We start from the raw sequence: 20,394 nt of genomic DNA on the forward strand, positions 1-20,394 counted from the left end.
TAATTCCGTTTCAGGATCATCTCATAGCTCAGCTTTTATACTTTACAAGTGAATATCGTACGCCTTCAGCTTGTTGTAGAGCGTTTTACGATCAATATTAAGTACTTCCGCAGCTTTGGTCTTATTGTACCCCGTTTTCTCGAGTACTTTCAGAATAGCAGCCCGTTCCGCACTTTCCGACACAGATTTCAGGTTACCCCCCTGCGTAGGTTGTTGCATAACGGGCATCGAACCGGGCCTGACAGAGTCCATTACAAAACCTGCCGCTTCGTCGGTGGTGATGTACGTGGGTGAAGTTATTTCGTGAGGCAATACATCAACCTGTACGTAATCGCCCTGAGTGAGCAGCACTGCCCTTTTCACCACGTTTTGTAGTTCGCGCAGATTACCATACCAGTAGTACTCTTTGAATTTGTCGCGCACCTCGTCGTCGAAACCGAGTACGTCTTTCTCCAGTTGGCGGTTGGCCAGTTCGAGGAAATGTTCGGCGAAAAGCATGATATCGGCTTTGCGCTCGCGCAGCGGGGGTAGCTCAACGGTAAACTCATTGAGGCGGTGAAAAATATCTTCCCGGAAACGTCCCTGACGAACAGCGTCGCGGAGGTCCTCATTGGTAGCGCACAGAATGCGCACGTCGACCCCGATGTCTGTGTTACCGCCAACCCGCTTGATTTTACGTTCCTGTAATACCCGCAGCAGCTTGATCTGATTTTCGTAGGACAGATTGCCGATTTCGTCGAGAAACAGGGTACCTCCATTGGCGTATTCGAAAGAGCCCATCTTATCGGACATGGCCCCGGTGAAAGCACCTTTCACATGACCAAACAATTCGCTTCCGGCCAGTTCCTTTGACAACGCCCCACAGTCGATAGCCACAAAGGGTTTCTCGGCGCGTTTACTGCTCAGGTGAATGGCATTGGCAACAAACTCTTTGCCGGTGCCGGTTTCCCCCGTGATAATGACCGACATATTGGTCGGCGCAATTAGTTCAACATGTTTCTGTAGCTGTTCGGCGGCACGGCTCTTACCAAAGATGAACCGTTTTCCATCGGGGGCCAGCGCAGTTTTGGCTGTTTTGCCTGCTTTAGCTGCGCCTGCTGGCGCTTCGTCTAAAACAGCGGCTTTGGCTGGCGTACTGCTCTTCTTGTCGAGCGCTCCCCTGATCGTATACAGGATCTCGTCGGGTAGCAGCGGCTTCGTCACGTAATCGAAGGCGCCATATTTCAGCGCCTGCACGGCAATGCGTACGTCTGAATAACCAGTGATGATGATAACAGCGGTGGCAGGGCTAAGCACCTTAATGCGGCGCAGCATATCTAACCCGTCGGTGTCAGGCAATTTGAAGTCACAAATAACCAGATCGAACGTTTCACGGCGTAACAGAGCTAATCCTTCTTCGCCGCGCTGTGCTGAAGCGGTCTTATACTTTTGTTTACCCAGGAAACGCTCTAACAAGACGCAGATGTCGTTGTTGTCGTCTATGATTAATATTTTTTCCATAAGCAGAATGCCCATCTCAGGAACACTCGTTAAGGCGATCTGTTGATGATGGTGGGAACAGGCAACTCAGCTAACCTACGGTTGGCAATTCCAAACAAGAACAAGAACCAGCCGATGTATGGTTTCTTTACGGTTGGCTAATACCCTAACTCCAAAACACGACTTTAGCGTACTATACCTGAATAGATTCTAATGCCTGCTCTACTGTTTTGCGGGTAAAGGGTTTTCCCATAAAGTAATCTGCACCCTGGTCGGTAGCCCGCTTTCGCTCGGTAGCTCCATCAAACGCACTGATCATGACCACTTTAGGAATCTCTAGTGATGTCCCTCCCTGCTTGATCGTTGGCAACAAGTCAAATCCTAAGCCGTCGGGCAGGTTCAGATCCAGAAACACAGCGTCAAAATGTTGCCGGCTCAGACACTGACGGCCATCTTCTAAGAAATGGGCACACGTAGGCTGGTAGCCCAACCGGCGAAGTAAGCCTGACAATAATAAACATATATCGGCTTCGTCGTCTACGATGAGAACGTGCTTGGTATTCATATTTTGTTTGATGTTCGGCTTCGGCACAAACGCGTGTCCGACAGCCGAACTAGGTACAATTACTCCGGTCATATTGTGCGCTCGTTACATATTTCAACCACGCTGTCATGATTATATCTATAAAATATAATGCCTAACTTATTGGCTATCGTAGACTTAAGCAATTTTAGCGCCTAAATGCCCCATTAAGAAGCAGTTATACCCAATCCTTTTATACCTGCCTATGACCGAATGTATACAATATTTGTAGGGTGTGGGGAAATCTGTGGAGCTATTTACTGTTCAGATTTCCCAAAGTGGGGAAAAAATTCCCCAACCCAGATTAGCTGATCGTTTCCTGATTTTTGGTGTGGGATTGAAAAAAAGTGCTTAAAAGCCTCATTTACACATCATACAGCCTTTTTAGTCATGTGTTGATCTTGACGCATATTTTGTCTGGCACAGAATTTTCTAAAGAGTAGTCAGAACACGAGACACAGTGGTTCTGATTTACTCAACAACACAATAAACGTTATGGGAAACTTGCTGTACACAATAGCTGTGATCTTGGTGATCATCTGGGCGCTGGGCTTCTTAGGATTCAACAGCTTTGGAATGGGAAATTTGATTCACGCATTGCTTGTTATAGCAATCATAGCGGTCGTGTTCAGGCTGATTAGTGGGCGTGGCGTTTGAGGCACAAGCCAATCACGCAGTTCACTAGTCGAATAGCCGACCAGGCACATGAGCCAATTATATTGACCAAAGCCTGTTTAACTGGGTCACTTTACGAAGTGGTACGTTTAGGTTTAGGTGGTTTCATTTTAGGTTAAGTACAAGTTACGGTGGGTACGGAATCCCTGCGCCAGTTTGAGCGCAGGGATTTTTATTTGTAAAAAGTCGTCAGTCGATAGTCGGCTGACGCACCAGTAGACTCTCGCAGAGTTGTTCGGTCATCAACCGGCTATTGACTATCGACTTATAAGGACAGCATCTCCTTAAACCGAATAGCCTGACGGCGGCTTATCTCAACTTTGTCGTTGCTGCCGCGCAGCGTGACCAGCAGGCCGCCGCTGAACCAGGGTTCTATTTTTTCGATCCATTGCAGGTTGATGATGTGCTTTCGGTTGGCCCTGAAATAGGTAGCCGGATCGAGGCGATCTTCCAGTGCGTTCAACGATTTGAGTACCAGCGGCTTTTGATCATCGAAATAAAGCCGGACGTAGTTACCCATCGACTCGAACAGGCGCACTTTACCCAGTTTCACAAACCAGCATTTCTCACCGTCTTTCACAAACACCTGGTCGTTTTCGCCCAGCAGTTTCGAGCCGTCTTTGGGCACGTGGGGACCTTCGGGGGCCTGACCGTGATTCAGTTCTTCCTCCACTCGGTGAATAGCCTCGGTAAGCCGGGCCAAGTCAACGGGCTTCAGGAGGTAGTCGAGCGCATTGAATTCAAACGCCTTGATGGCATATTCGTCGTAGGCCGTTGTGAACACCACTTCGGGTGCCTTGCCTTCAATAGCCTGCAGCAATTCGAAGCCGTTTTTTCCGGGCATCTGAATATCCAGAAACAGCAGATCGGGCTGCAGGTTTTCAATCATTGGCAGGGCTTCATCGGCGTTGGCAGCTTCGCCAACGATCTGTACTTTGGGCATATTCTCCAGCAACCGCCGGAGTTCGTTGCGGGCCAGCCGCTCGTCGTCTATGATGATGGTTCGCATGGGGGAAAAGGATTAATGCACACTATTCATTGCACATCATGTAGGGTTTCACGTTTAAAAACAGTGTCAGATTGTTGGGGAATATGAACGTCGGCCAAGACCACACCTTGGGCTTCCTGGGCAATTTGAAAGTGTGCGTCGGGGCCGTAGAGCAGGTCGAGCCGTTGAAGAGTGTTTTTCAGGCCAAATCCGCCCGACGCTTCCCTGTCGCCGAGAGTACCCGTATTACGGATTAGAATATGCAGTTCGTCGCGACCCTGGGCTGTGGGCTCTACATGCGCGTGCAGCTCTACAAAGCCCCCCCCTACTTCTTTCGACACACCGTGTTTAATGGCATTCTCAACCAGTGTCTGCAACATCATGGGCGGCACCTGCCAGTACATAGCGCGTGGATCAACGTCGATCAGGCTACGCAAACGGTCTTCGTAACGCACTTTTTCAAGGGCCAGATAATCGTCTACGGTCTTGATCTCTTCGCGCAGGTCAACGGTTTTACGACGGTCGGCCAGAAGCGAGTTACGGAGGATGTTAGACAGTTGCGTAATGCCCTGCTGCGCCTTCTGGGGGTTTTCGTACACCAGCGCCCGGATACTGTTGAGGGCGTTGAACATGAAATGCGGATTCAACTGTGATCGCAACACCCTGGCCTCTGTTTCGCGAATGGACGTCTTGAGCAAAATTTTCTCGATCTCGGCATCGCGGGTACGCTCTACGTAGTGGTAGGCAGTGTAGCTCAGGATCCAGGCCAGCATGGTTTTCACCCAACTGGCCATGTTGGCCATAAACGCCGACAGATCATGCAATTGTGGGTTAACAATCAGTTCCTGGTCGAAGGGGAAGTTAATCAGCGTCATGATCAGGGCCAGCACCAGCACCGACACCAGCACACGGGGGGCCAGTTTGTAGAACGGCAGCCGCACCCAGTTCCACCGCTGAATCATGATCCGGTACACGTTAGTTAAACTGATACCCAGCACGATGTTGGCAATGGAGAGGTAAAACATGTTCACCTCAAACCCCTCGTCGATCCAATAGATCACAAACTCCGTCAGAATGAGGAGCGTCCAGCCCACAATTTGGCAGAACCAGTATATGCGTTGTTTCGACATGCAGGCAATAAACACAATGGGCGGATAGCCCAATGCCGAAACTACAAAAACGGCCGGGTCTATACCCCCGCGATTTTACCAACCCCCTTTCCCGGGCGGATGAGGGGGGCTATAGAGGGGATAAGTGGTAGCGCAATCAGTAGTAGCTACTGACAGCCAGCAGATGCGACGTATCGTTGGCTACGTCGAGCGTAAACTGCCTGGTATCGTTGTCGTAGCCCAGTTTATAAAGGCACAGATTGCTGTGCTCGAAGGTGTCCATACGGGCCAGCGGTTTGTCTAGCAGCCACGACAGCAAAATGCGCATGGCACGGCCATGCATGGCAATCAGCACCGGCGATTCATTGGTCTGGGCCATAATGTGCGCCATGGCGGGCCGCTGCCGGGTTACCACCTGCTCGGGGCTTTCGCCTTCGTCGGCGGGCATGGCCGTGTTTCCTGCCGACCAGTTTTCAATTAGATTACGGTAATATTCATCGTCGAGGTTATTAGGAATTTTGCCTTCCATAATGCCCCAGCTGATTTCGTTCAGACCCGACAGCTTTTCGTAGGGGATGCCTAACTCAACAAACGGCTCAACTGTCTGGTAGGTACGGATCAGCGTAGACGTGTATATTTTGGCAAACGGCATATGCTGATAAGCCTGAAAAAAGGCCTCAGCCTGCGCCCGTCCCATGTCGTTCAGCGGTGCGTCGACACCGCTGCCCTGCACAATACCCCGGCGGTTATAGTCGGTTTCGCCGTGGCGAATAATGTATATATCTTTTCGTGCCAAAAGCTGTTGTGTTACGTAGAGCGTAACCTAATTTGGCCGCAAAATTACGGATAAATCAGCGTATTATGAAGTATACCCCTACGGTAGAGAGTCTGAACGAGTTGAACAAAAACTCTATCTCAGGCCACCTGGGCATTGAACTGGTATCTATTGCCGACGACCTCATTGTGGGCCGGATGCCCGTTGATGCGCGTACCCACCAGCCCTTCGGCATTTTGCACGGGGGGGCATCGGTCGTGTTGGCGGAGTCGCTGGGCAGCACGGCTTCCATGCTTCGCCTCACCGACCCCGACAAGCAGCGGGCTGTGGGGCTGGAGATCAACGCCAACCACATCCGGTCGGTGAGTTCGGGCTGGGTATATGGCCGCTGCACACCCATTCATGTAGGCCGCACCACCCACGTCTGGGATATTCGTATCACCGACGAGCAGGATCGCCTTGTGTGTGTAAGCCGCCTGACCATTGCGGTTATTGCGGCGAAGTAGCCTGCCAACCACTTGCTAACAATAATCTACGCTCAAGCAATAGCTGAACGATCAGGTGGTTACGATGCCTAATCTTGCTTATCTGCTTTCCTTCCCGGCAGGTATTCGAGGTCATGAAACGACTGCTACGTATGCTTGGTGGCCTGTTGGCCCTGCTAATTATTCTGGCTATTGCCGGATTGAGCTACGTAAAATTAGCCCTGCCCAATGTGGGTCCGGCGCCCACACTCACCCTCCGGGCCGACTCGGTTCAACTCGCGCGGGGGCGCTATCTGGCCAACCACGTGGCCGTTTGCGTAGACTGCCACTCCACCCGCGACTGGAGCAAGCTCAACGGCCCCATTGTAGCGGGCACCGAGGGTAAAGGCGGCGAAAAGTTTGCGCGCGAAATGGGCTTCCCGGGCAACTTTTATTCAGCCAACATTACCCCCGCCAGCCTCGGTCCCTGGAGCGACGGCGAGATTTACCGGGCCATTACCACCGGCGTCAGCCGCGACGGCCATGCTCTGTTTCCGGTTATGCCCTACCGGAATTTTGGTCAGGCCGACCCTGCCGATATCCACGCCATTATTGCCTACGTGCGGTCATTGAAACCGATTGAAAACAAGGCCATTCCGGCGGCGGAACCCGATTTTCCGATGAATTTTATTCTGAACACCATCCCGGCCAAAGCTCAAGCCGGCCACCGTCCGGATCCGGTCAACACGGTGGAATATGGCCGTTATCTGATCACGCTGGCATCTTGCGGCGACTGCCACACGCCCGTAGACGATAAAGGGCAACCCCTGCCAGGCATGACAATGGCGGGTGGACGCACCTTTCCGCTGCCTACTGGTACAGTGCGTTCGGCTAATCTCACGCCCACCGAAACCGGTATTGCAGCCTATACCAAAGAAGCCTTCATTACCCGATTTAAAGCATACGCTAATGCTGACGTAGCACCCTCCGCCCTTGGCGAAGATGGCTTCAATTCGGTGATGCCCTGGGCCATGTATGCGGGTATGACCGAGCAGGATCTCGGTGCGATCTATGACTATTTGCGTACAGTAAAGCCCGTACCACACACCGTCGAGAAGTTCACTCCCAAAGCCAAGCTGGTGGCCAGCCGGTAGCTTTTAGCTCAGCGCACTGATACCCACGTAGGCCGGTGTTTGTTTTTTGCCGTCGTCGTATCGGCGACGGCGCAAGTTGGTAGTGGCTGGGAGTTTCTTGATGAAGTTGCGGAAAGACTCATTAAACCTTGGGTTAGCCAAAGGCTCTAACCCATAGTTTCAACCGCAACGACCCGGCAATACCTAGGAGCGCCGGTGGTAAAAGCTTGCTCTGTTGCTTTCCGTTTCCAGTCCATTCATTCCATGAAAAAGCCTGCTTCCGCAACCGGAGGCAGGCTTTGTTTTTGGAAAGCTCCATTATTACGCCGGCAGGTATACGCTAAACGTAGCGCCTGCTCCGGGCCGACTGTGAGCCACAATGCCACCGCCATGGTTTGCCGCTACTTTTTCGCAAATAGCCAGCCCTACGCCTGTGCCGGCGTATTCGTTTCTGGCGTGCAGACGTTGGAATACCTGGAAGATACGACTCGCATATTTTTCATCGAAACCGATGCCATTGTCTGTGACGGCAATACAATGATAGCTCTCCGTATGGCGTGTTGGCTTCAGTGAAAGGGGCAAATCGCTGGCGGGTATCTGCGTGGACTTAACTATAACCTGGGGGCTTATGGAGTCTCCATTCTCATCTCTCCGGCTGAATTTAATGGCGTTGCTGAGCAGGTTTTGGAAAAGTTGACCCAACTGCAGGCGGTCGCCCATGACTGTGGGCAAAGCTTCTACCCGAATTTGCGCGCTGGCTTCGTCAATAGCGACGGATAGGTTCTCAATGCCCTGACCAATAACCTCATCCAGCGCTACAGGAATGGCAATGGCCTGGCTAGTGGATATACGCGAAAAAGCCAGCAGGTCATGAATTAGCTGCGACATGCGGCTGGCGGCGGCCTGCATCCGGTCCAGGTGGTCAACCCCCGCCCCCAGTGCGGTTCCGTAATGGCTTTTGAGGATATCACCAAAGGCCTGGATCTTGCGCAGGGGTTCCTGCAAATCATGGCTGGCGATATAGGCAAACTGCTCCAGATTTTGGTTGGAACGGGTTAGGTCATAGTTAGCTTCTTCCAGCGCCCGGTTGGCGGCCGTAAACTCGTTGTTAGTGGCAGACAGGGCTCTGTTTGTAATTTCCAGTTCGTTGGTGCGCTGCCGAACTTGCTGGTCCAACTCCTCCGACAGCTTTCGGTAACGCGCTTCACTGGCTTCAATCGCCTGACGGGTTTTTACCTGTCCTGTTACATCGGTTGCGATAACCAGAACGCCCGTAATAGACCCGTCTGTTTTGCGGCGGGGCTGATAATTCAGGTCGACATAGATGGTTTCCAGCTGATTGTGGCGCATGACAGATACTTCGGTTTCTGGGGCAACGTAGGGCACACCCGTAGCCATGACCTGCCTCAGCAGCTGGTCGAACCCCTGCCCCTCAATTTCGGGGAGCGCGGCCAACAGCGGTTTGTCGATTAGCTGCTCGGGGTGGCGGCCAACCAGCTGCGCGTAGAACGGGTTTACCATCCGAAACGTCAGGTCTGGTTCGCTGATGATGGCAATTGCTACCGGCGACTGCTCGAACGAGGTGAGCACCTGTTGCTGCGTTTCCTCAATCTGCTGCTGAGCAACAACCCGGTCTGTTGCGTCGACGGCCATATTCAGGATGGCGTAAACAGCTCCCGCCGCGTTACGCAACGGCTTATAGGTATAGTCGAAGTAGTAGGTACTCAGTACTCCATTCACTTCCAGATCCGCGCGGGCACCTTTTTCCGAATGAATCCGGCCAGAACTATAAATTTCGGCCAGAATCTGCGGAAACGGTTGTTCTGTTAGCTCTGGCAAAGCCTCATTCAGGGGCTGGCCTAACACAGCCCGGCTCTTTCCCCAATAACCCAGCATGGTGTCATTGGCAATATCAATGCGCATAGACGGGCCCACAAACAGGCAGGTGGCTACGGGGGCTTCTTCAATGAGTGAACGAAACTTGGCTTCGCTTTCAGCCAGTTTCTGGCGCGTCGCTACCTGTTCGGTCACATCCTGGCAAAGGACCATCACACCGCTGACGTTGCCATCCTGCTCCCGGTAAGGCTGATAAACCAGGTTCAGAAAACCTTCCTTTTTGCGGTCATCCGCATACACAAAATAGGGCCGTCCATAGAGATAGACGGGCTCACCGGTATGCCGAACCTGATCAAGAATTGGTCTGAAATCCGCTTCTGTTTCCGGAACGATACTAAATAACGGTTTACCCGCAAGATCGCCGGCGCTACGGTTTATCAGACGGGCATAGGCATTGTTGACAATACTGACCACCATATCGTCGCCGGTCAGCACCACGATCCCCACCGATGCTTCGCGCACCAGATTTTGAAACCGCTGTTCTGATAGTTGAAGCCGGTTTAGGATGTTGACTTTCTGCGTGGTTTCGGTGCAGGTAACAAACACCCCCATTGGCTTACCCGACTCATCGCTCACAGGACTGTAGCTATACGTCCAGTATACGTCTTCTAACTGACCGTTTCGATAAATGGGAATCAGTTGATCTTCGCTCCAGGTGGCCTCCCCCCCCGTCAGCACCTGATCAATCATGGGTTTAATGATCGGCCATACCTCCGGCCAAACGTCGGCACCGGGCTTACCTAACGCCTGCGGGTGTTTGCCATCTTTACCCAGGCTGGGGCGGTAGGCATCGTTGTAGAAGCACAGGTGCTGCTCGCCCCAAAACAAAAACATGGGGAATCTTGAATGCAAAATAATACTCAGCGTGGTGCGCAGGCTCTGTGGCCAGCGCTCTGGCGGCCCTAGTGGCGTGGCGGCCCAGTCATACTGACGGGTAAGCGCGCCCATTTCGCCGCCACCGTCCATGAAGGCCTGCCTGCTGACATGTGTTACTGTTTCCAACGTGGAATGGTGTTATTAGCTACTAGTCAATAGATTACTACGCACTCAGAAGGTTATTTGGCCTCCGTGGCAAGGGTACGTTCATAGGCACGGTTTAAGTCTTCAAGAAACTTACCCGTCACCCAACCTATATCTGAGTCACGGATAAAAACGAACCGCTTAGGCACGGTCGTGTTATCATAGGCCCGCACTACGGCATCGAGCCAGAGTGCCCCCGCAATAACCTGCTTCTCGTTAAACTGCGCCTGCACGTTGCCAAGGTCTTTCTCGGCTTTCTGGCGAACAGCCAGATCGGTTAAATCGGTAAGGTCAGGGTGAATAAGCGCCTGGTAGTTGGTGAGCGCCAGCCGTTTAAAGCGCTCTATGTCGGCAACGGTCAGGGGTACGGCCGTCACGCCCGCTTTTTCGGGGTGCAGATAAGCCACCAACGCCCAGGCAATACCCCCACCAAAAGCCACCGTTCTGCGTTGTTGCAGCCCTACATGGCCCGTACTAAATTCAGGTCTCAGCATTGAGTCGGCAAGGGCGTTCACTACGCGTTGCGCTTCGTTGCGGTAAGCGGGAATATCCAGCGACTTGTTTTTGTCGATCAGTGCGGCCAGCGACTTGGTACCAATCGGAAAACTGAGCGCGTGGAAGTAGCGATTGGCATCGTAGTAACCTCCTTTCGTGTTGCCGCTGCCAATGTCCATGCACGAGGTGGTAGCCCAGAGTTTGCGCGGCACGGCTCCTACCGTGAAGAGTTCGGCCTCGCGGGAAGCCGTCAGGGTAGTGTCAAAAACAGCGCCTTTAGGGAGTTCGGCCGTCAGGAGGTCGTAAAGCTGTTTTCGCCGACCCGGTGTTTTACCAAAACCATCATTGATGCCACTGCTGAAAGCCACATAAATACGTTCGGGAGGAATATTATACCGCCGGATAGAATCCATGTAGGCTCTGAGTACGTTTCGGCCATTGTCGAAGGCCTGTGGTGTACCTGAAATCAGCGTTACGTTGGGCGCATCGGGCTTGGACAGAATCGACTTGGTATAGAAACCATTTTCCATCCTGGTACCAAAAACGGCCAGCTTAATACCCGATGAGCCGATATCGATGCCAGCATAGGTTTTTTTACCGGTAGCATCGTCGATCAACTCACTCATAGCGGCTTCGCTGGCCTTGTATTTCAGCGATTTGTAGAGTAGCTGTGCTTTTTGGAAATACCGGATAGCATCAACCGTGTTTTCCTGGTCGCTGTATGCGAGACCCAGGTTTTCGTAGGCAATCGCTTCCCAGTAAATATCTTTACCCTGCACGGCTGGCAGGGCCCGCAAAAGCAAATCAATAGCCTGTTGCGGTTTGTCGATTTCGCGAAGTGTATTTCCAAGCTTAATGAAGCGCATGGCTTCGGGAGCACTCTGGGCTTTCTGTGCCCATCCAGGTAAGCCGCCCAGCAGGAGTATGCTGCTGACCAGCAGGTATAAACAGAAGCTATTCTTCATGAACGTTGCGTGACAATGGGAAGCCTGATACCCCGAAGGTAAAAAAAAGCCGCCCCAGACGGGCCTGTTTGGCCAAAAAGCGCCTGTATGGTCCAGTCGGCTGGTTTGTGCTTGTACCCGTCAATGCCAGCGAGATGTCTTACACAGCAGTTCGACAACGTACTACGCTAGGCTCTCGTTGATGTTATTGCCCGGAATAAAGGCATCAACACCGGCATCTTGTTAAGGCACAAAGTCTACAATAACCCGTCTGTAACGGGTGAAGGCCGGACTGCGCATCGTCAGGATCGGCCTCAATATCCGTCAGGACAATCAGCCGGTTAACGGGTTGTTGCGCCAGCATATTGGCCGACGGACACAGCAGAATTAATGATGCAAACACATAGATTAGTAGCCTGTTTCTCATCATCGGGTGGGTTAAGAACGGGTTCAGTGGGCAACATGACGTTATCTGTAACGAGAAATCTTACAAAGCTGAAACGGATATGAAACTGATCAAGCCAAAAGTATTGAAACGAGGTGATAAGGTTGCCACAATTTCGCTTTCTTGGGGCGGCGCGGGAGAACTTTTGCACCGATATGAGCAAGGGAAAAGGCAATTACAGGACATCTTCGGCTTAGACGTTGTCGAAACAACCAATGCATTAAAATCAGCAGATTATATCTACAAAAATCCAGAAGCAAGAGCCAATGATCTAATGGAATCTTTTGCCGATAAATCTATAAAGGCTATAATTTCCAATATCGGTGGCGAAGATAGTATACGTGTTCTACGCTATATTGATCTGACTATAATCAAACAAAACCCAAAAATAGTTTTAGGTTTTTCTGACAGTACGATAGCCCATTTCAATTGCCTAAAGGCGGGCATAGTTTCTTTTTATGGCACATCATTACTTGTCGGATTTGCAGAAAATGGCGGAATGCATCAATATCAGATAGATGACATCAAGAGAACACTGTTTTCAACCAAACCAGTTGGGCAACTATATCCAAATCAGGGAGGTTGGACGTCTGAGCTACTAGACTGGTTCGATCCGGCTTTACAAACAACAAAAAGAAAGGTAGAGAAAAACTCGGGCTGGAACTTTCTTCAGGGAAGTACAAAGGTGCAGGGGAAATTAATAGGTGGTTGTATGGAAGTACTAGAGTTTCTGAAAGGAACTGATTGTTGGCCTAACAGAGACTATTGGGCTGATTCAATACTATTTTTTGAAACGTCAGAAGATATGCCGAAACCCGATTACTTTCGCTGGTGGCTAAGAAATTATGCTCAGCAAGGTATTCTACACAGGGCTAAAGGTATCATTCTGGGTAGGCCGCATAACAATCAATATGTGACCGAATACAACAATGAACTACTGAAAGTAATGCGTGAAGAAAATCTGACTAGTATGCCAATAATTACCGAAATGGATTTCGGCCATACCTGCCCAACCTTTACAATACCGTATGGTGTGATGGCAGAGATAGATTGCATCAACAAGACATTCAGTATTATAGAAAGTGGTGTAATTGACTGAAAAGCTTTTAGTAATGCTACCCCTTTCTGTAACAGACAAATAATCTGGTAGGCTACAAATTACCCAAAGCCAGGTCTAAGGCAATTTATAGCTTACCAGTTAATTAACTTTTGTAAATGTTTCTGTACGACCAATTATGGAAAGGCCAATGTACCCTCTGACTTTAAGATTACCCTTATCGAGCCACATTTTACAACTATAAGTTTTCCCATTCTCGGGATCATAAATTTCGCCATCACTGTATTCATTATTTTTATAGACGAAATTTGTCAAAAATACCATACCCAGCAAATCTCTCGTTCGTAAAGCTGGGTTTGGGTTGTTAACATCTTTCCGGGGATTATTTCCCGAAACAACTTTTCCGAAATACATTTCGCCTACTTTATATACTTCAATTTTACCGTCTTTTTTAGGACTTAAATAGTGACCCAAAATTTTATCAGCCGCAGCCTGTGCTACAACTAGTTGGCTGCTTGCAGACAGCAGAATAATCAGTAGAAAACGGAAGCGTGTCATGGTCAGACTTGGTTTAGTTAATTGGTTTCAATTGAAAACGATAGAAAAACTTGGGTCCAGCCAAAAGGCCACACAGATCAATACAATCATGAGTACCGCCGGTATATTGCGCTCTCTGAAGTTGTGCCGGAGAACGATATGCGCAGTAATGCCGCCAATTGAAAAGGGCATTAGGCAAAGCAAGGCTAGTGGCCGGGTAGCCGGTAACCAAATGCCAATGACACCCGCTATTTCGGCCATACCAATTAGCAGCATCACCACGCCGCCCTGATTCATTTCAGCCATTCGCGATTTCATGGGTTCCCGGCCGCTGACTTTCTGAAAACCAGCAACTAGATAAACAAGGCTGATGACCAGCAATGCTATATAGAAAATAATCAGTGTAGCGTTCATGGCTTATTCAGAAATGCGTTTAGTGACCAGCCAGATTTTTTCGTATCCGGCTCAACGACTGTGGCGTAACGCCAATATATGAGGCCAGGTATGACAGCGGAATCCGGTTGGCCAACTTGGGGTATTTTGTCAAAAATGCCCGGTATTTGGTGTCGGCATCCTGATTGACGAGCGGGCTGAGCCGGTCTATTTTTTCCAGTAGCGCCTGCGTAACGATGCTTCGCTCCGTTTCGGCCCAGCCCACAATGGTGTGGCCGATTGTTTGCCAGTCCCGTTCAGAAAAAACCAGCACCTGCACCGCTGTCACGGCCTGCACGTATTCTGTAGAAGGCAGCTTATACTGATAGCTTTGGAGATCGACTACGAAATGGTTTTCGTCGATGAAGTATTTTGTGATCTCGTTGCCCGCATTGTCGAAGTAGCAGGCGCGGAAGATGCCGCTGATGATAAAGCCAATTTCGCGCGCTATTTGCCCCGCTTCAGAGAAGTACGCCCCCGTCGGATAGGTTCGCTCAACGGCCTTACTGTTAATGAGTTGCAGCTGTTGCGGGGTGAAATGGCTGAACTGCAACAGGAAATTTTCCAGGGGTGTATGGCTCATTGCATCGTTGGCTTGGCCGTGGGTACGTGCGGCATCGTGTTCAGTTCTATCAGTTTCTGACTTTCCGCCCATAAATCGGACCACAGCTCCGGGCGGCGCGACAACACCGACGAGGGTACCACAGTTGTTCCTTCAACATACTGTCCGCTAACACTTGGCATAGCCGGGTCTGTTGCCAACCGGGCCAAGTTACGCCCCGATGTGTCGACGGAGTTTACGCCATCGAAAAGTCGTAAAATGGGCAGCACGTAGTTCCAGGCCCAACGCTCAACAGGCGAATTAGAACGGGCCAAGCCAGTGCCGGGCATCAGGCCAGGGTCGAAGGCTGTGACGGTAATCTGCGAACCCGCCGCCCGTAACCGGCGATCTAACTCGTACATAAACAGCAGGTTACAGAGTTTAGACGTAGTGTACCGAAACTGATTGGCCTTATTGCCGACTGGGTTCATGTGGGCTGGTACTGCCCCCCGCGCCAATGCTGCGGCGCCCAAATACTGGGGGGCGGGCATGCCAAACAGGGCACTTTGCCAAATGCGGGGGGCGTTGAAATGAGTACCGCTGCTAACTACCACTACCTGGCCAGTGGGCAACAGATGGGAAAGCAACAGGTTGACGAGCAGAAAATGGGCGAGGTGATTTACGCCAAACGTTTCCTCGATACCCTCGGTAGTTTGGTGTAGCCCACCCGCAAACTGAACGCCCGCATTACAAACTACAGCACCCAGCGGCGGCAGCGTTCCGGCCTCAATCAGTGTAGTAACTGAGGCAACAAATTGCTGAACGTCAGCAAGTTTTGCCAGATCGAGGTGTAATACCGTAATGCGGTCGGGAGCCATGTCCAGCGCCGTTTGCCTGGCCATGGCTCCCGACCGGCTAGCCCAGACAAGCTGTACATTGGTGGCATTGGTCAGAATATGGCGGCTGGCAGCCAGCCCCAGACCAGTGTGGCCACCGGTGATGATGATGGTATAGGCGTGTGCTGTTCGGATCATGATGCCTTCGATTACAAATTGGCACTACAAAGGTCTTAACGCGCTGATGACCAACACTTATCATATGGTAAAAACCACCGGACCACCGCCCTATACTGACACTAGTTCCGGTTCTGCCAAAGCCTTCATTTCCACTTGTGGGGGTAGCAGTTTGTAGAGTACCGGCGTGACAATGCGGGAGAGTAAGGTACTGGAAATCAGACCGCCGATGAGCACCCACGCCAGCGGGCTGTAGAGTGGGTTGTTCTCGATGGCCAGGGGAATAAGGCCCCCAATGGCCGTGAGTGAGGTGAGCACAATGGGCACAAACCGCACCTCGCCCGCCTCCCGGATTGCGGCTTCCAGCGGCATACCCTCAGCGCGGAGTTGGTTGGTGAAATCGACTAGCAGGATCGAGTTTTTGACTTCAATGCCAATCAGCGCGATCAAGCCGATGATGGCCACAAACGAGAACGGATTACCCGTGACGAGCAGTGCGGCAATAGCCCCCACTACCCCCAGCGGAATCACCGACAGCACAATGAGCGAGCTTTTGAACGTACCAAACTCCAGCACGAGCACCGCCAGAAACCCAAACGCGGTGATGAGAATGATCGTCCCCAATCCGCCGAAGGACTTCTCGCGGCTTTCCAGTTCGCCCGCGGCTTTATAGGTAAACCCTTTCGGAAAGGTCATGCTACCAAGCTTATTCAGCACGGATGTAAACAGGTTATCGACCAGGAAACCCGTTTTCACGAAGGCCGTAATGCTCACATACCGGTCTTTGTCGTAATGCCGAATCTGAGTTGTACCGGTCTCGAATTGCAGATCTGCAATCTGGCGCAGCGGCACCGTACCGCCTGTCAACGTATTGATATAGAGATTACTGAGTGCTTCCTGCGATACCGCACCGTTGGGTAGCCGGGTGCCGTTGGCGGTGACGTTGATCGTGTAGTCATCAGCCGTTTCGGGGTCTTTGAAGGTACCGATGTTCAGGCCCGCCACAGCCAGCCGGATCGTGCGGTTCACGTCGGCGATGGAAAGGCCCAGCAGTCCGGCTTTCTCTTTGTTAATCCGTACGCGGAGGTCAGTTTTACGGGTAGCCAGGGGGTTGCTGACATAGATCAGGCCCGGCGTCTGGCGGAAAACGGCCTCCACCCTCGCCGCCTGCGCCCGGAGCGTGTCGAGGTTGTCGCCAAACAACCGAATGGCTACGGGGGCTTCCTGCGATGGCCCCTGTTCAAAGTCTTTGACCTCGATTTTAGCATTGGGGTACTGCGCCAGTTTGTCGCGGAGGCGGTCTATTACCACCCGTTTGCTGGCGGGGCCATTCTCGGGGTGCAACTGCACAAACACCTGCGCAAAATTGGCCGCTTCGCTGCGTTGGGCAATGTTATAATAGATGCGCGGATTGCCTTTGCCTACGTTGCTGGTGAAATATTGCACCGTTTTTTCGTCCTTCAGCACGCCCTCTACGTAGCGCGCCACGGCGTTGGTTTCGGTTAGGCTGCTGCCATCGCCGGTTTCAATATTGATAAAAAACTGCGGCTTTTCCGACGGGGGAAACAAGGCAAAACCCACCCGTTTGAACAGCATCAACGACCCACCAAACAACGCCCCCGCCAGCAGCAACGTGATAACCGGAAACCGCAGCCCCGCGTTGAGCAACGGGCGATACGATACGCTGATACCCCGTTTCAGCCCCCGCAGAAACAGGTTACCCTCCGGGTTATGACCCGGCTTCAGGAGGCGGCTACTCAGAAACGGCACAATCGTAAGCGACACCGCCAGCGATGCCACCACCGTAGTCACCACCGCCGTGGGCAGCGACCGGATGAAATCGCCGGAGCCTTCGGGTAAAAACAGCAGGGGCAGAAATGCCAGAACGAGCGTGGTGGTGCAGCCAATAACGGCCAGCGTGATCTGGTTGGTGGCTTTGATAGCGGCGTCTTTTTTGGAGTAGCCTTCGCGCAAATACCGCTCAATATTTTCAACCACCACAATGGAATCATCGACCAGGATACCCAGCGCGACAATAAACCCCACGATACTTAACTGGTTGATACTAAAGCCAAAAACGCCCAGCAACGCCAGCCCAATAGCCAGCGACAGCGGGATGGAGATCATCACCACCGACGCCGCCCGGAACCCCAGCGGCAGCAAGGTGAGCGATACCAGCAGAATGGCAATGCCGAAGTCTTTGGCGAAGCGCGATAAGCGTTTGCTCACGCTCGCAGCCTGATCGAAGTTTTTAGTCAGTACAATATGCGATGGCAGCGTTTTCGCAAAATCGGCGATGACGGGGCGCAGTTTGCTACCTACTTTTTCGATGTTCTCGCCTGCCTTCTGTGCCGCCGTGACCAGCACCGCCCGGTGGCCGTTGAGGCGCGTCAGGTACGTCTGGTCTTCGTAGCTCAGGTTCACGTCGGCCACGTCGCGGAGGTAGATGATCTTCTGCCCGTTGGTTGATACGATGGTGTTCCGGATGTCGTCGAGGGATTGGTAATCGCCGGTGGTTTTAACGTTGAATTTCCGCGCACCGGCCTGCAAACTGCCCGCCGGGATGATCAGGTTTTCGGCCTGCATGGCCCCCACCACTCGGTTGATGGGGATACCCAGTTGTGCCATCTTGTCGATGTTGAGCGACACCCGGACTGTTGTTTTGGGAAAACCCCAGTTGGCCACTTCTTTCAGGCTTTTCACCTTTTCCAGCGCCTCTTTCAATCGGTCGGCCTGTCCACCCAATTCCTTATCCGACGCCACTTCCGACTGCAACGCCACCTGCACAATACTGACGTCGGTAGGCGAAAATTTGCGGATGTCGATGCGGAAAATATCGGGCGGCAACACCGACCGCAACGCATTGACTTCGCGCACCATTTCCTGGTATTTTTCGTCGGGATCTTCACTGTAATTGTATTCCACCCGCGCCACCACCAGCCCATCTTCAATGGTGGTGATGACGTGGTCGATGTTGTCGAGGGCATTGAAGCGGGCTTCAACGGGGTCGGCCACGAGCTGCTCCATATCCTCGGCATCGGCACCGGGATAGACGAAGATGACCACGAAATTGGGAGCCGTAAATTCGGGGTCTTCACCCCTCGGCATATTCAGCAACGCGTTGATACCCAGCGCCACCACGGCGATGAACAGCACCAGCATGAATTGCCAGTTTTTGACGGAAAATTGTGCTAAATTCATCTTATAAATACAAAAAATAAACGATGGAAGCAGTACTGATTACGGTTCGTAATGAAGCCGACCGCCACCGGGTTGAAGAAATTTTGCGTGACGTTGAAGGTGTTACAGGTATACGTGTCATTGACGAGGTGACCAAACTGGCTGAACCTTCATTAGGCGTTGAGTGGAACAGCGAAGCCGATCAACGTTGGGATAGCCTGCTATGAACCCAACCTACCAGCAAGGCGATATTGTCAGTGTCCATTTTCCGTTTACCGACATTTCGCAGACCAAAAAACGGCCTGCCCTGATCTTGTCAAATGCCGCCGTCAACCAAACCGGCGACTACCTGATGGTGCAGATCACCAGCCAGTTTCATTCGGATGGTTTGTCGTTCCCTATTATTGCTACTGACTTTGCAGGACCAGTTCTTCCACTCACCAGCTACATTCGTGTTCATAAAGTTTTCTTGTTGAACGAGTCGCTGATTGATCGGCGGTTCAGTGCCGTCCAGCCTGAATTCCGACAAACTATCATCAACAAATTGTTGACGCTAGTTAGTTAACAGCCACCACCGACGCTTCCGTTAAATACGCTGATCCTGACGTAATTACCTGACTAACAGCCGACAACCCGCCTGTTAGCAATACCTTCTCGCCGCTGATATAGCCAATCTGGACGGGCTGTTTGCGGACGTGGCGGCGGTCAGGTTCCAATACATAGACGAATCCCTCTTTACCGTTTCCTTCTACAATGGCTTCAATCGGCACGGTCGTGTAGGTACGTCGTTGGGCGGGGGTCAGCGTAGCTTTAGCGAAAAGGCCGGGGGCCAGTTTCACACCACTGGGGTCGATCCTGATTTCAATTTCATAGAGCTTATTGACCGGGTCGGCGGCCTGGGCCAGTTCGCGGACTGTGCCGGAGAAGGCTCGGTCGGGGTAAGCGTCGAGGCGGATGCTGGCGCGGTCACCAAGTTTCAGACGTGCCCAGTCTTTGTCGGAAATCCCCACGCGCACTACCCAGTCGGACCGGTGGTTGCCCGAAATGAGGTACACCGGAGCACCGGGGCCAACAAACTCACCCTCGTTAGTCAGCTTCCGGGTCACGGTGCCGTCGACCGATGCCCGAATTTGCGCGTAACCCCGGTTGAACTGTGCAATGGTCAGGTTTTGTTTAGCCACATTGCTGCCTGTGGTGGCGTTCTGAAGTTGTTCCAGGGTGGCGGCAGTGTCGGCGAAGAGCTTTTTTACCCGACCCAGATCACGCTCTGATTTCTCCTGCGCCAACTGCGCCGAGGCTACCTGCGCGTCGATTTCGGTCAGGTTCAGCGTAGCTAGCAACTGCCCTTTCCGCACCGACTGCCCCTCATTCACATACAGTTTGTTGATGATTCCACCGACTTTAAACGACAGCCGCGCCTCTTCCGACGACGACACCAGACCCGATGCCACAATGGGTTCGGCCCGCTCTACGGATTCGACCGCCGCCAGCCGTACCGGCACCACCGAGGCCTCAGTTTGTGTGGTGTCGGCAGCGGCTGTTTCGGAGGTAGTTGCTTTGCCACCGCAAGCCCAGAGCAAGGCAAACAACGGGAGGTAAGGGAGTAATTGCGTTGGTTTCATGTGTGT

Annotated in this window: 19 protein-coding genes; 6 read left to right on the forward strand and 13 right to left on the reverse strand. The window is 52.1% G+C overall.

The window, feature by feature from the left end; genetic code table 11:
• Positions 1–42: 42 nt before the first annotated feature.
• The gene (locus J2I47_RS08675) at positions 43–1,500 is read right to left on the reverse strand and encodes a sigma-54-dependent transcriptional regulator (RefSeq protein ID WP_207364303.1); all 1,458 of its coding nucleotides are present in this window, start codon (positions 1,498–1,500) and stop codon (positions 43–45) included.
• A gap of 172 nt (positions 1,501–1,672) precedes the next feature.
• Positions 1,673–2,044: a response regulator gene (locus J2I47_RS08680; RefSeq protein WP_207364165.1), complete on the reverse strand. Its 372-nt coding sequence runs from the start codon at positions 2,042–2,044 to the stop codon at positions 1,673–1,675.
• Between the two features lie 513 nt (positions 2,045–2,557).
• On the opposite strand from J2I47_RS08680, the gene J2I47_RS08685 reads away from it, so the two are divergent.
• On the forward strand, positions 2,558–2,719 hold the full coding sequence (locus J2I47_RS08685; protein ID WP_207364166.1) for a lmo0937 family membrane protein: 162 nt from the start codon (positions 2,558–2,560) through the stop codon (positions 2,717–2,719).
• Between the two features lie 283 nt (positions 2,720–3,002).
• Here the strand turns inward: J2I47_RS08685 and J2I47_RS08690 are convergent, their stop codons facing one another.
• The 3 genes from J2I47_RS08690 to J2I47_RS08700 all read right to left on the reverse strand — a co-directional run bounded on the left by J2I47_RS08690 (position 3,003) and on the right by J2I47_RS08700 (position 5,630).
• Positions 3,003–3,746, reverse strand: coding sequence for a LytR/AlgR family response regulator transcription factor (locus J2I47_RS08690; RefSeq protein WP_207338279.1), 744 nt, complete (start codon positions 3,744–3,746; stop codon positions 3,003–3,005).
• Between the two features lie 26 nt (positions 3,747–3,772).
• Positions 3,773–4,855 carry a sensor histidine kinase gene (locus J2I47_RS08695; protein ID WP_207364167.1) on the reverse strand — a complete coding sequence of 361 codons (1,083 nt, stop codon included), beginning with the start codon at positions 4,853–4,855 and terminating at the stop codon, positions 3,773–3,775.
• A gap of 136 nt (positions 4,856–4,991) precedes the next feature.
• Entirely contained in the window at positions 4,992–5,630 is a 639-nt protein-coding gene (locus tag J2I47_RS08700; RefSeq protein WP_207364168.1) for a histidine phosphatase family protein, read from the reverse strand.
• Between the two features lie 65 nt (positions 5,631–5,695).
• Here J2I47_RS08700 and J2I47_RS08705 point away from each other — a divergent pair, with 65 nt between their 5' ends.
• Together J2I47_RS08705 and J2I47_RS08710 are read left to right on the forward strand one after the other, a co-directional pair.
• The gene (locus J2I47_RS08705; protein WP_207364169.1) at positions 5,696–6,115 is read left to right on the forward strand and encodes a hotdog fold thioesterase; all 420 of its coding nucleotides are present in this window, start codon (positions 5,696–5,698) and stop codon (positions 6,113–6,115) included.
• Between the two features lie 113 nt (positions 6,116–6,228).
• Complete coding sequence (locus tag J2I47_RS08710) at positions 6,229–7,227, forward strand: c-type cytochrome (protein ID WP_207364170.1); 999 nt, start codon at positions 6,229–6,231, stop codon at positions 7,225–7,227.
• A 300-nt stretch (positions 7,228–7,527) separates the two neighbouring features.
• Here the strand turns inward: J2I47_RS08710 and J2I47_RS08715 are convergent, their stop codons facing one another.
• Positions 7,528–10,068, reverse strand: a complete 2,541-nt coding sequence (locus J2I47_RS08715) for a PAS domain-containing protein (protein WP_207364304.1) — start codon at positions 10,066–10,068, stop codon at positions 7,528–7,530.
• Between the two features lie 89 nt (positions 10,069–10,157).
• Positions 10,158–11,582: a tetratricopeptide repeat protein gene (locus tag J2I47_RS08720; RefSeq protein ID WP_207364171.1), complete on the reverse strand. Its 1,425-nt coding sequence runs from the start codon at positions 11,580–11,582 to the stop codon at positions 10,158–10,160.
• 485 nt (positions 11,583–12,067) lie between these two features.
• On the opposite strand from J2I47_RS08720, the gene J2I47_RS08725 reads away from it, so the two are divergent.
• Positions 12,068–13,105 (forward strand): S66 family peptidase, encoded by a 1,038-nt coding sequence (locus J2I47_RS08725; RefSeq protein ID WP_207364172.1) that lies wholly within the window; start codon positions 12,068–12,070, stop codon positions 13,103–13,105.
• A gap of 99 nt (positions 13,106–13,204) precedes the next feature.
• Here the strand turns inward: J2I47_RS08725 and J2I47_RS08730 are convergent, their stop codons facing one another.
• From J2I47_RS08730 to J2I47_RS08750, 5 genes are all read right to left on the reverse strand, one after another.
• Positions 13,205–13,621, reverse strand: coding sequence for a DUF2147 domain-containing protein (locus J2I47_RS08730; RefSeq protein ID WP_207364173.1), 417 nt, complete (start codon positions 13,619–13,621; stop codon positions 13,205–13,207).
• Positions 13,622–13,648: 27 nt separating this feature from the next.
• A complete protein-coding gene (locus tag J2I47_RS08735; RefSeq protein ID WP_207364174.1) occupies positions 13,649–14,014 on the reverse strand; it encodes a DoxX family protein in 366 nt (121 codons plus the stop codon).
• Between the two features lie 19 nt (positions 14,015–14,033).
• Positions 14,034–14,615: a Crp/Fnr family transcriptional regulator gene (locus tag J2I47_RS08740; protein ID WP_207364175.1), complete on the reverse strand. Its 582-nt coding sequence runs from the start codon at positions 14,613–14,615 to the stop codon at positions 14,034–14,036.
• Positions 14,612–15,607 carry an SDR family NAD(P)-dependent oxidoreductase gene (locus J2I47_RS08745; RefSeq protein ID WP_207364176.1) on the reverse strand — a complete coding sequence of 332 codons (996 nt, stop codon included), beginning with the start codon at positions 15,605–15,607 and terminating at the stop codon, positions 14,612–14,614. Before J2I47_RS08745 ends, J2I47_RS08740 begins: the two co-directional genes overlap by 4 nt.
• Before the next feature lie 90 nt (positions 15,608–15,697).
• Positions 15,698–18,787 carry an efflux RND transporter permease subunit gene (locus tag J2I47_RS08750; protein ID WP_207364177.1) on the reverse strand — a complete coding sequence of 1,030 codons (3,090 nt, stop codon included), beginning with the start codon at positions 18,785–18,787 and terminating at the stop codon, positions 15,698–15,700.
• 23 nt (positions 18,788–18,810) lie between these two features.
• Here J2I47_RS08750 and J2I47_RS08755 point away from each other — a divergent pair, with 23 nt between their 5' ends.
• Positions 18,811–18,993, forward strand: coding sequence for a hypothetical protein (locus tag J2I47_RS08755; RefSeq protein ID WP_207364178.1), 183 nt, complete (start codon positions 18,811–18,813; stop codon positions 18,991–18,993).
• Positions 18,990–19,331: a type II toxin-antitoxin system PemK/MazF family toxin gene (locus J2I47_RS08760; protein ID WP_207364179.1), complete on the forward strand. Its 342-nt coding sequence runs from the start codon at positions 18,990–18,992 to the stop codon at positions 19,329–19,331. Before J2I47_RS08755 ends, J2I47_RS08760 begins: the two co-directional genes overlap by 4 nt.
• Here the strand turns inward: J2I47_RS08760 and J2I47_RS08765 are convergent.
• A complete protein-coding gene (locus J2I47_RS08765) occupies positions 19,324–20,388 on the reverse strand; it encodes an efflux RND transporter periplasmic adaptor subunit (protein ID WP_207364180.1) in 1,065 nt (354 codons plus the stop codon). The genes J2I47_RS08760 and J2I47_RS08765 overlap by 8 nt on opposite strands.
• Positions 20,389–20,394: the final 6 nt, after the last annotated feature.

This window comes from Fibrella rubiginis, from assembly GCF_017353185.1.
Classification (GTDB): Bacteria; Bacteroidota; Bacteroidia; order Cytophagales; family Spirosomataceae; genus Fibrella; species Fibrella rubiginis.

Coding starts and splice junctions, on each gene's coding strand:
- J2I47_RS08715 (WP_207364304.1), bottom strand. CDS start 10,068: ATGGACGGTGGCGGCGAAATGGGCGCGCTTACCCGTCAGTATGACTGG.
- J2I47_RS08725 (WP_207364172.1), top strand. CDS start 12,068: ATGAAACTGATCAAGCCAAAAGTATTGAAACGAGGTGATAAGGTTGCC.
- J2I47_RS08720 (WP_207364171.1), bottom strand. CDS start 11,582: ATGAAGAATAGCTTCTGTTTATACCTGCTGGTCAGCAGCATACTCCTG.
- J2I47_RS08755 (WP_207364178.1), top strand. CDS start 18,811: ATGGAAGCAGTACTGATTACGGTTCGTAATGAAGCCGACCGCCACCGG.
- J2I47_RS08680 (WP_207364165.1), bottom strand. CDS start 2,044: ATGAATACCAAGCACGTTCTCATCGTAGACGACGAAGCCGATATATGT.
- J2I47_RS08675 (WP_207364303.1), bottom strand. CDS start 1,500: ATGGAAAAAATATTAATCATAGACGACAACAACGACATCTGCGTCTTG.
- J2I47_RS08735 (WP_207364174.1), bottom strand. CDS start 14,014: ATGAACGCTACACTGATTATTTTCTATATAGCATTGCTGGTCATCAGC.
- J2I47_RS08740 (WP_207364175.1), bottom strand. CDS start 14,615: ATGAGCCATACACCCCTGGAAAATTTCCTGTTGCAGTTCAGCCATTTC.
- J2I47_RS08760 (WP_207364179.1), top strand. CDS start 18,990: ATGAACCCAACCTACCAGCAAGGCGATATTGTCAGTGTCCATTTTCCG.
- J2I47_RS08730 (WP_207364173.1), bottom strand. CDS start 13,621: ATGACACGCTTCCGTTTTCTACTGATTATTCTGCTGTCTGCAAGCAGC.
- J2I47_RS08705 (WP_207364169.1), top strand. CDS start 5,696: ATGAAGTATACCCCTACGGTAGAGAGTCTGAACGAGTTGAACAAAAAC.
- J2I47_RS08690 (WP_207338279.1), bottom strand. CDS start 3,746: ATGCGAACCATCATCATAGACGACGAGCGGCTGGCCCGCAACGAACTC.
- J2I47_RS08710 (WP_207364170.1), top strand. CDS start 6,229: ATGAAACGACTGCTACGTATGCTTGGTGGCCTGTTGGCCCTGCTAATT.
- J2I47_RS08765 (WP_207364180.1), bottom strand. CDS start 20,388: ATGAAACCAACGCAATTACTCCCTTACCTCCCGTTGTTTGCCTTGCTC.
- J2I47_RS08695 (WP_207364167.1), bottom strand. CDS start 4,855: ATGTCGAAACAACGCATATACTGGTTCTGCCAAATTGTGGGCTGGACG.
- J2I47_RS08745 (WP_207364176.1), bottom strand. CDS start 15,607: ATGATCCGAACAGCACACGCCTATACCATCATCATCACCGGTGGCCAC.
- J2I47_RS08750 (WP_207364177.1), bottom strand. CDS start 18,787: ATGAATTTAGCACAATTTTCCGTCAAAAACTGGCAATTCATGCTGGTG.
- J2I47_RS08685 (WP_207364166.1), top strand. CDS start 2,558: ATGGGAAACTTGCTGTACACAATAGCTGTGATCTTGGTGATCATCTGG.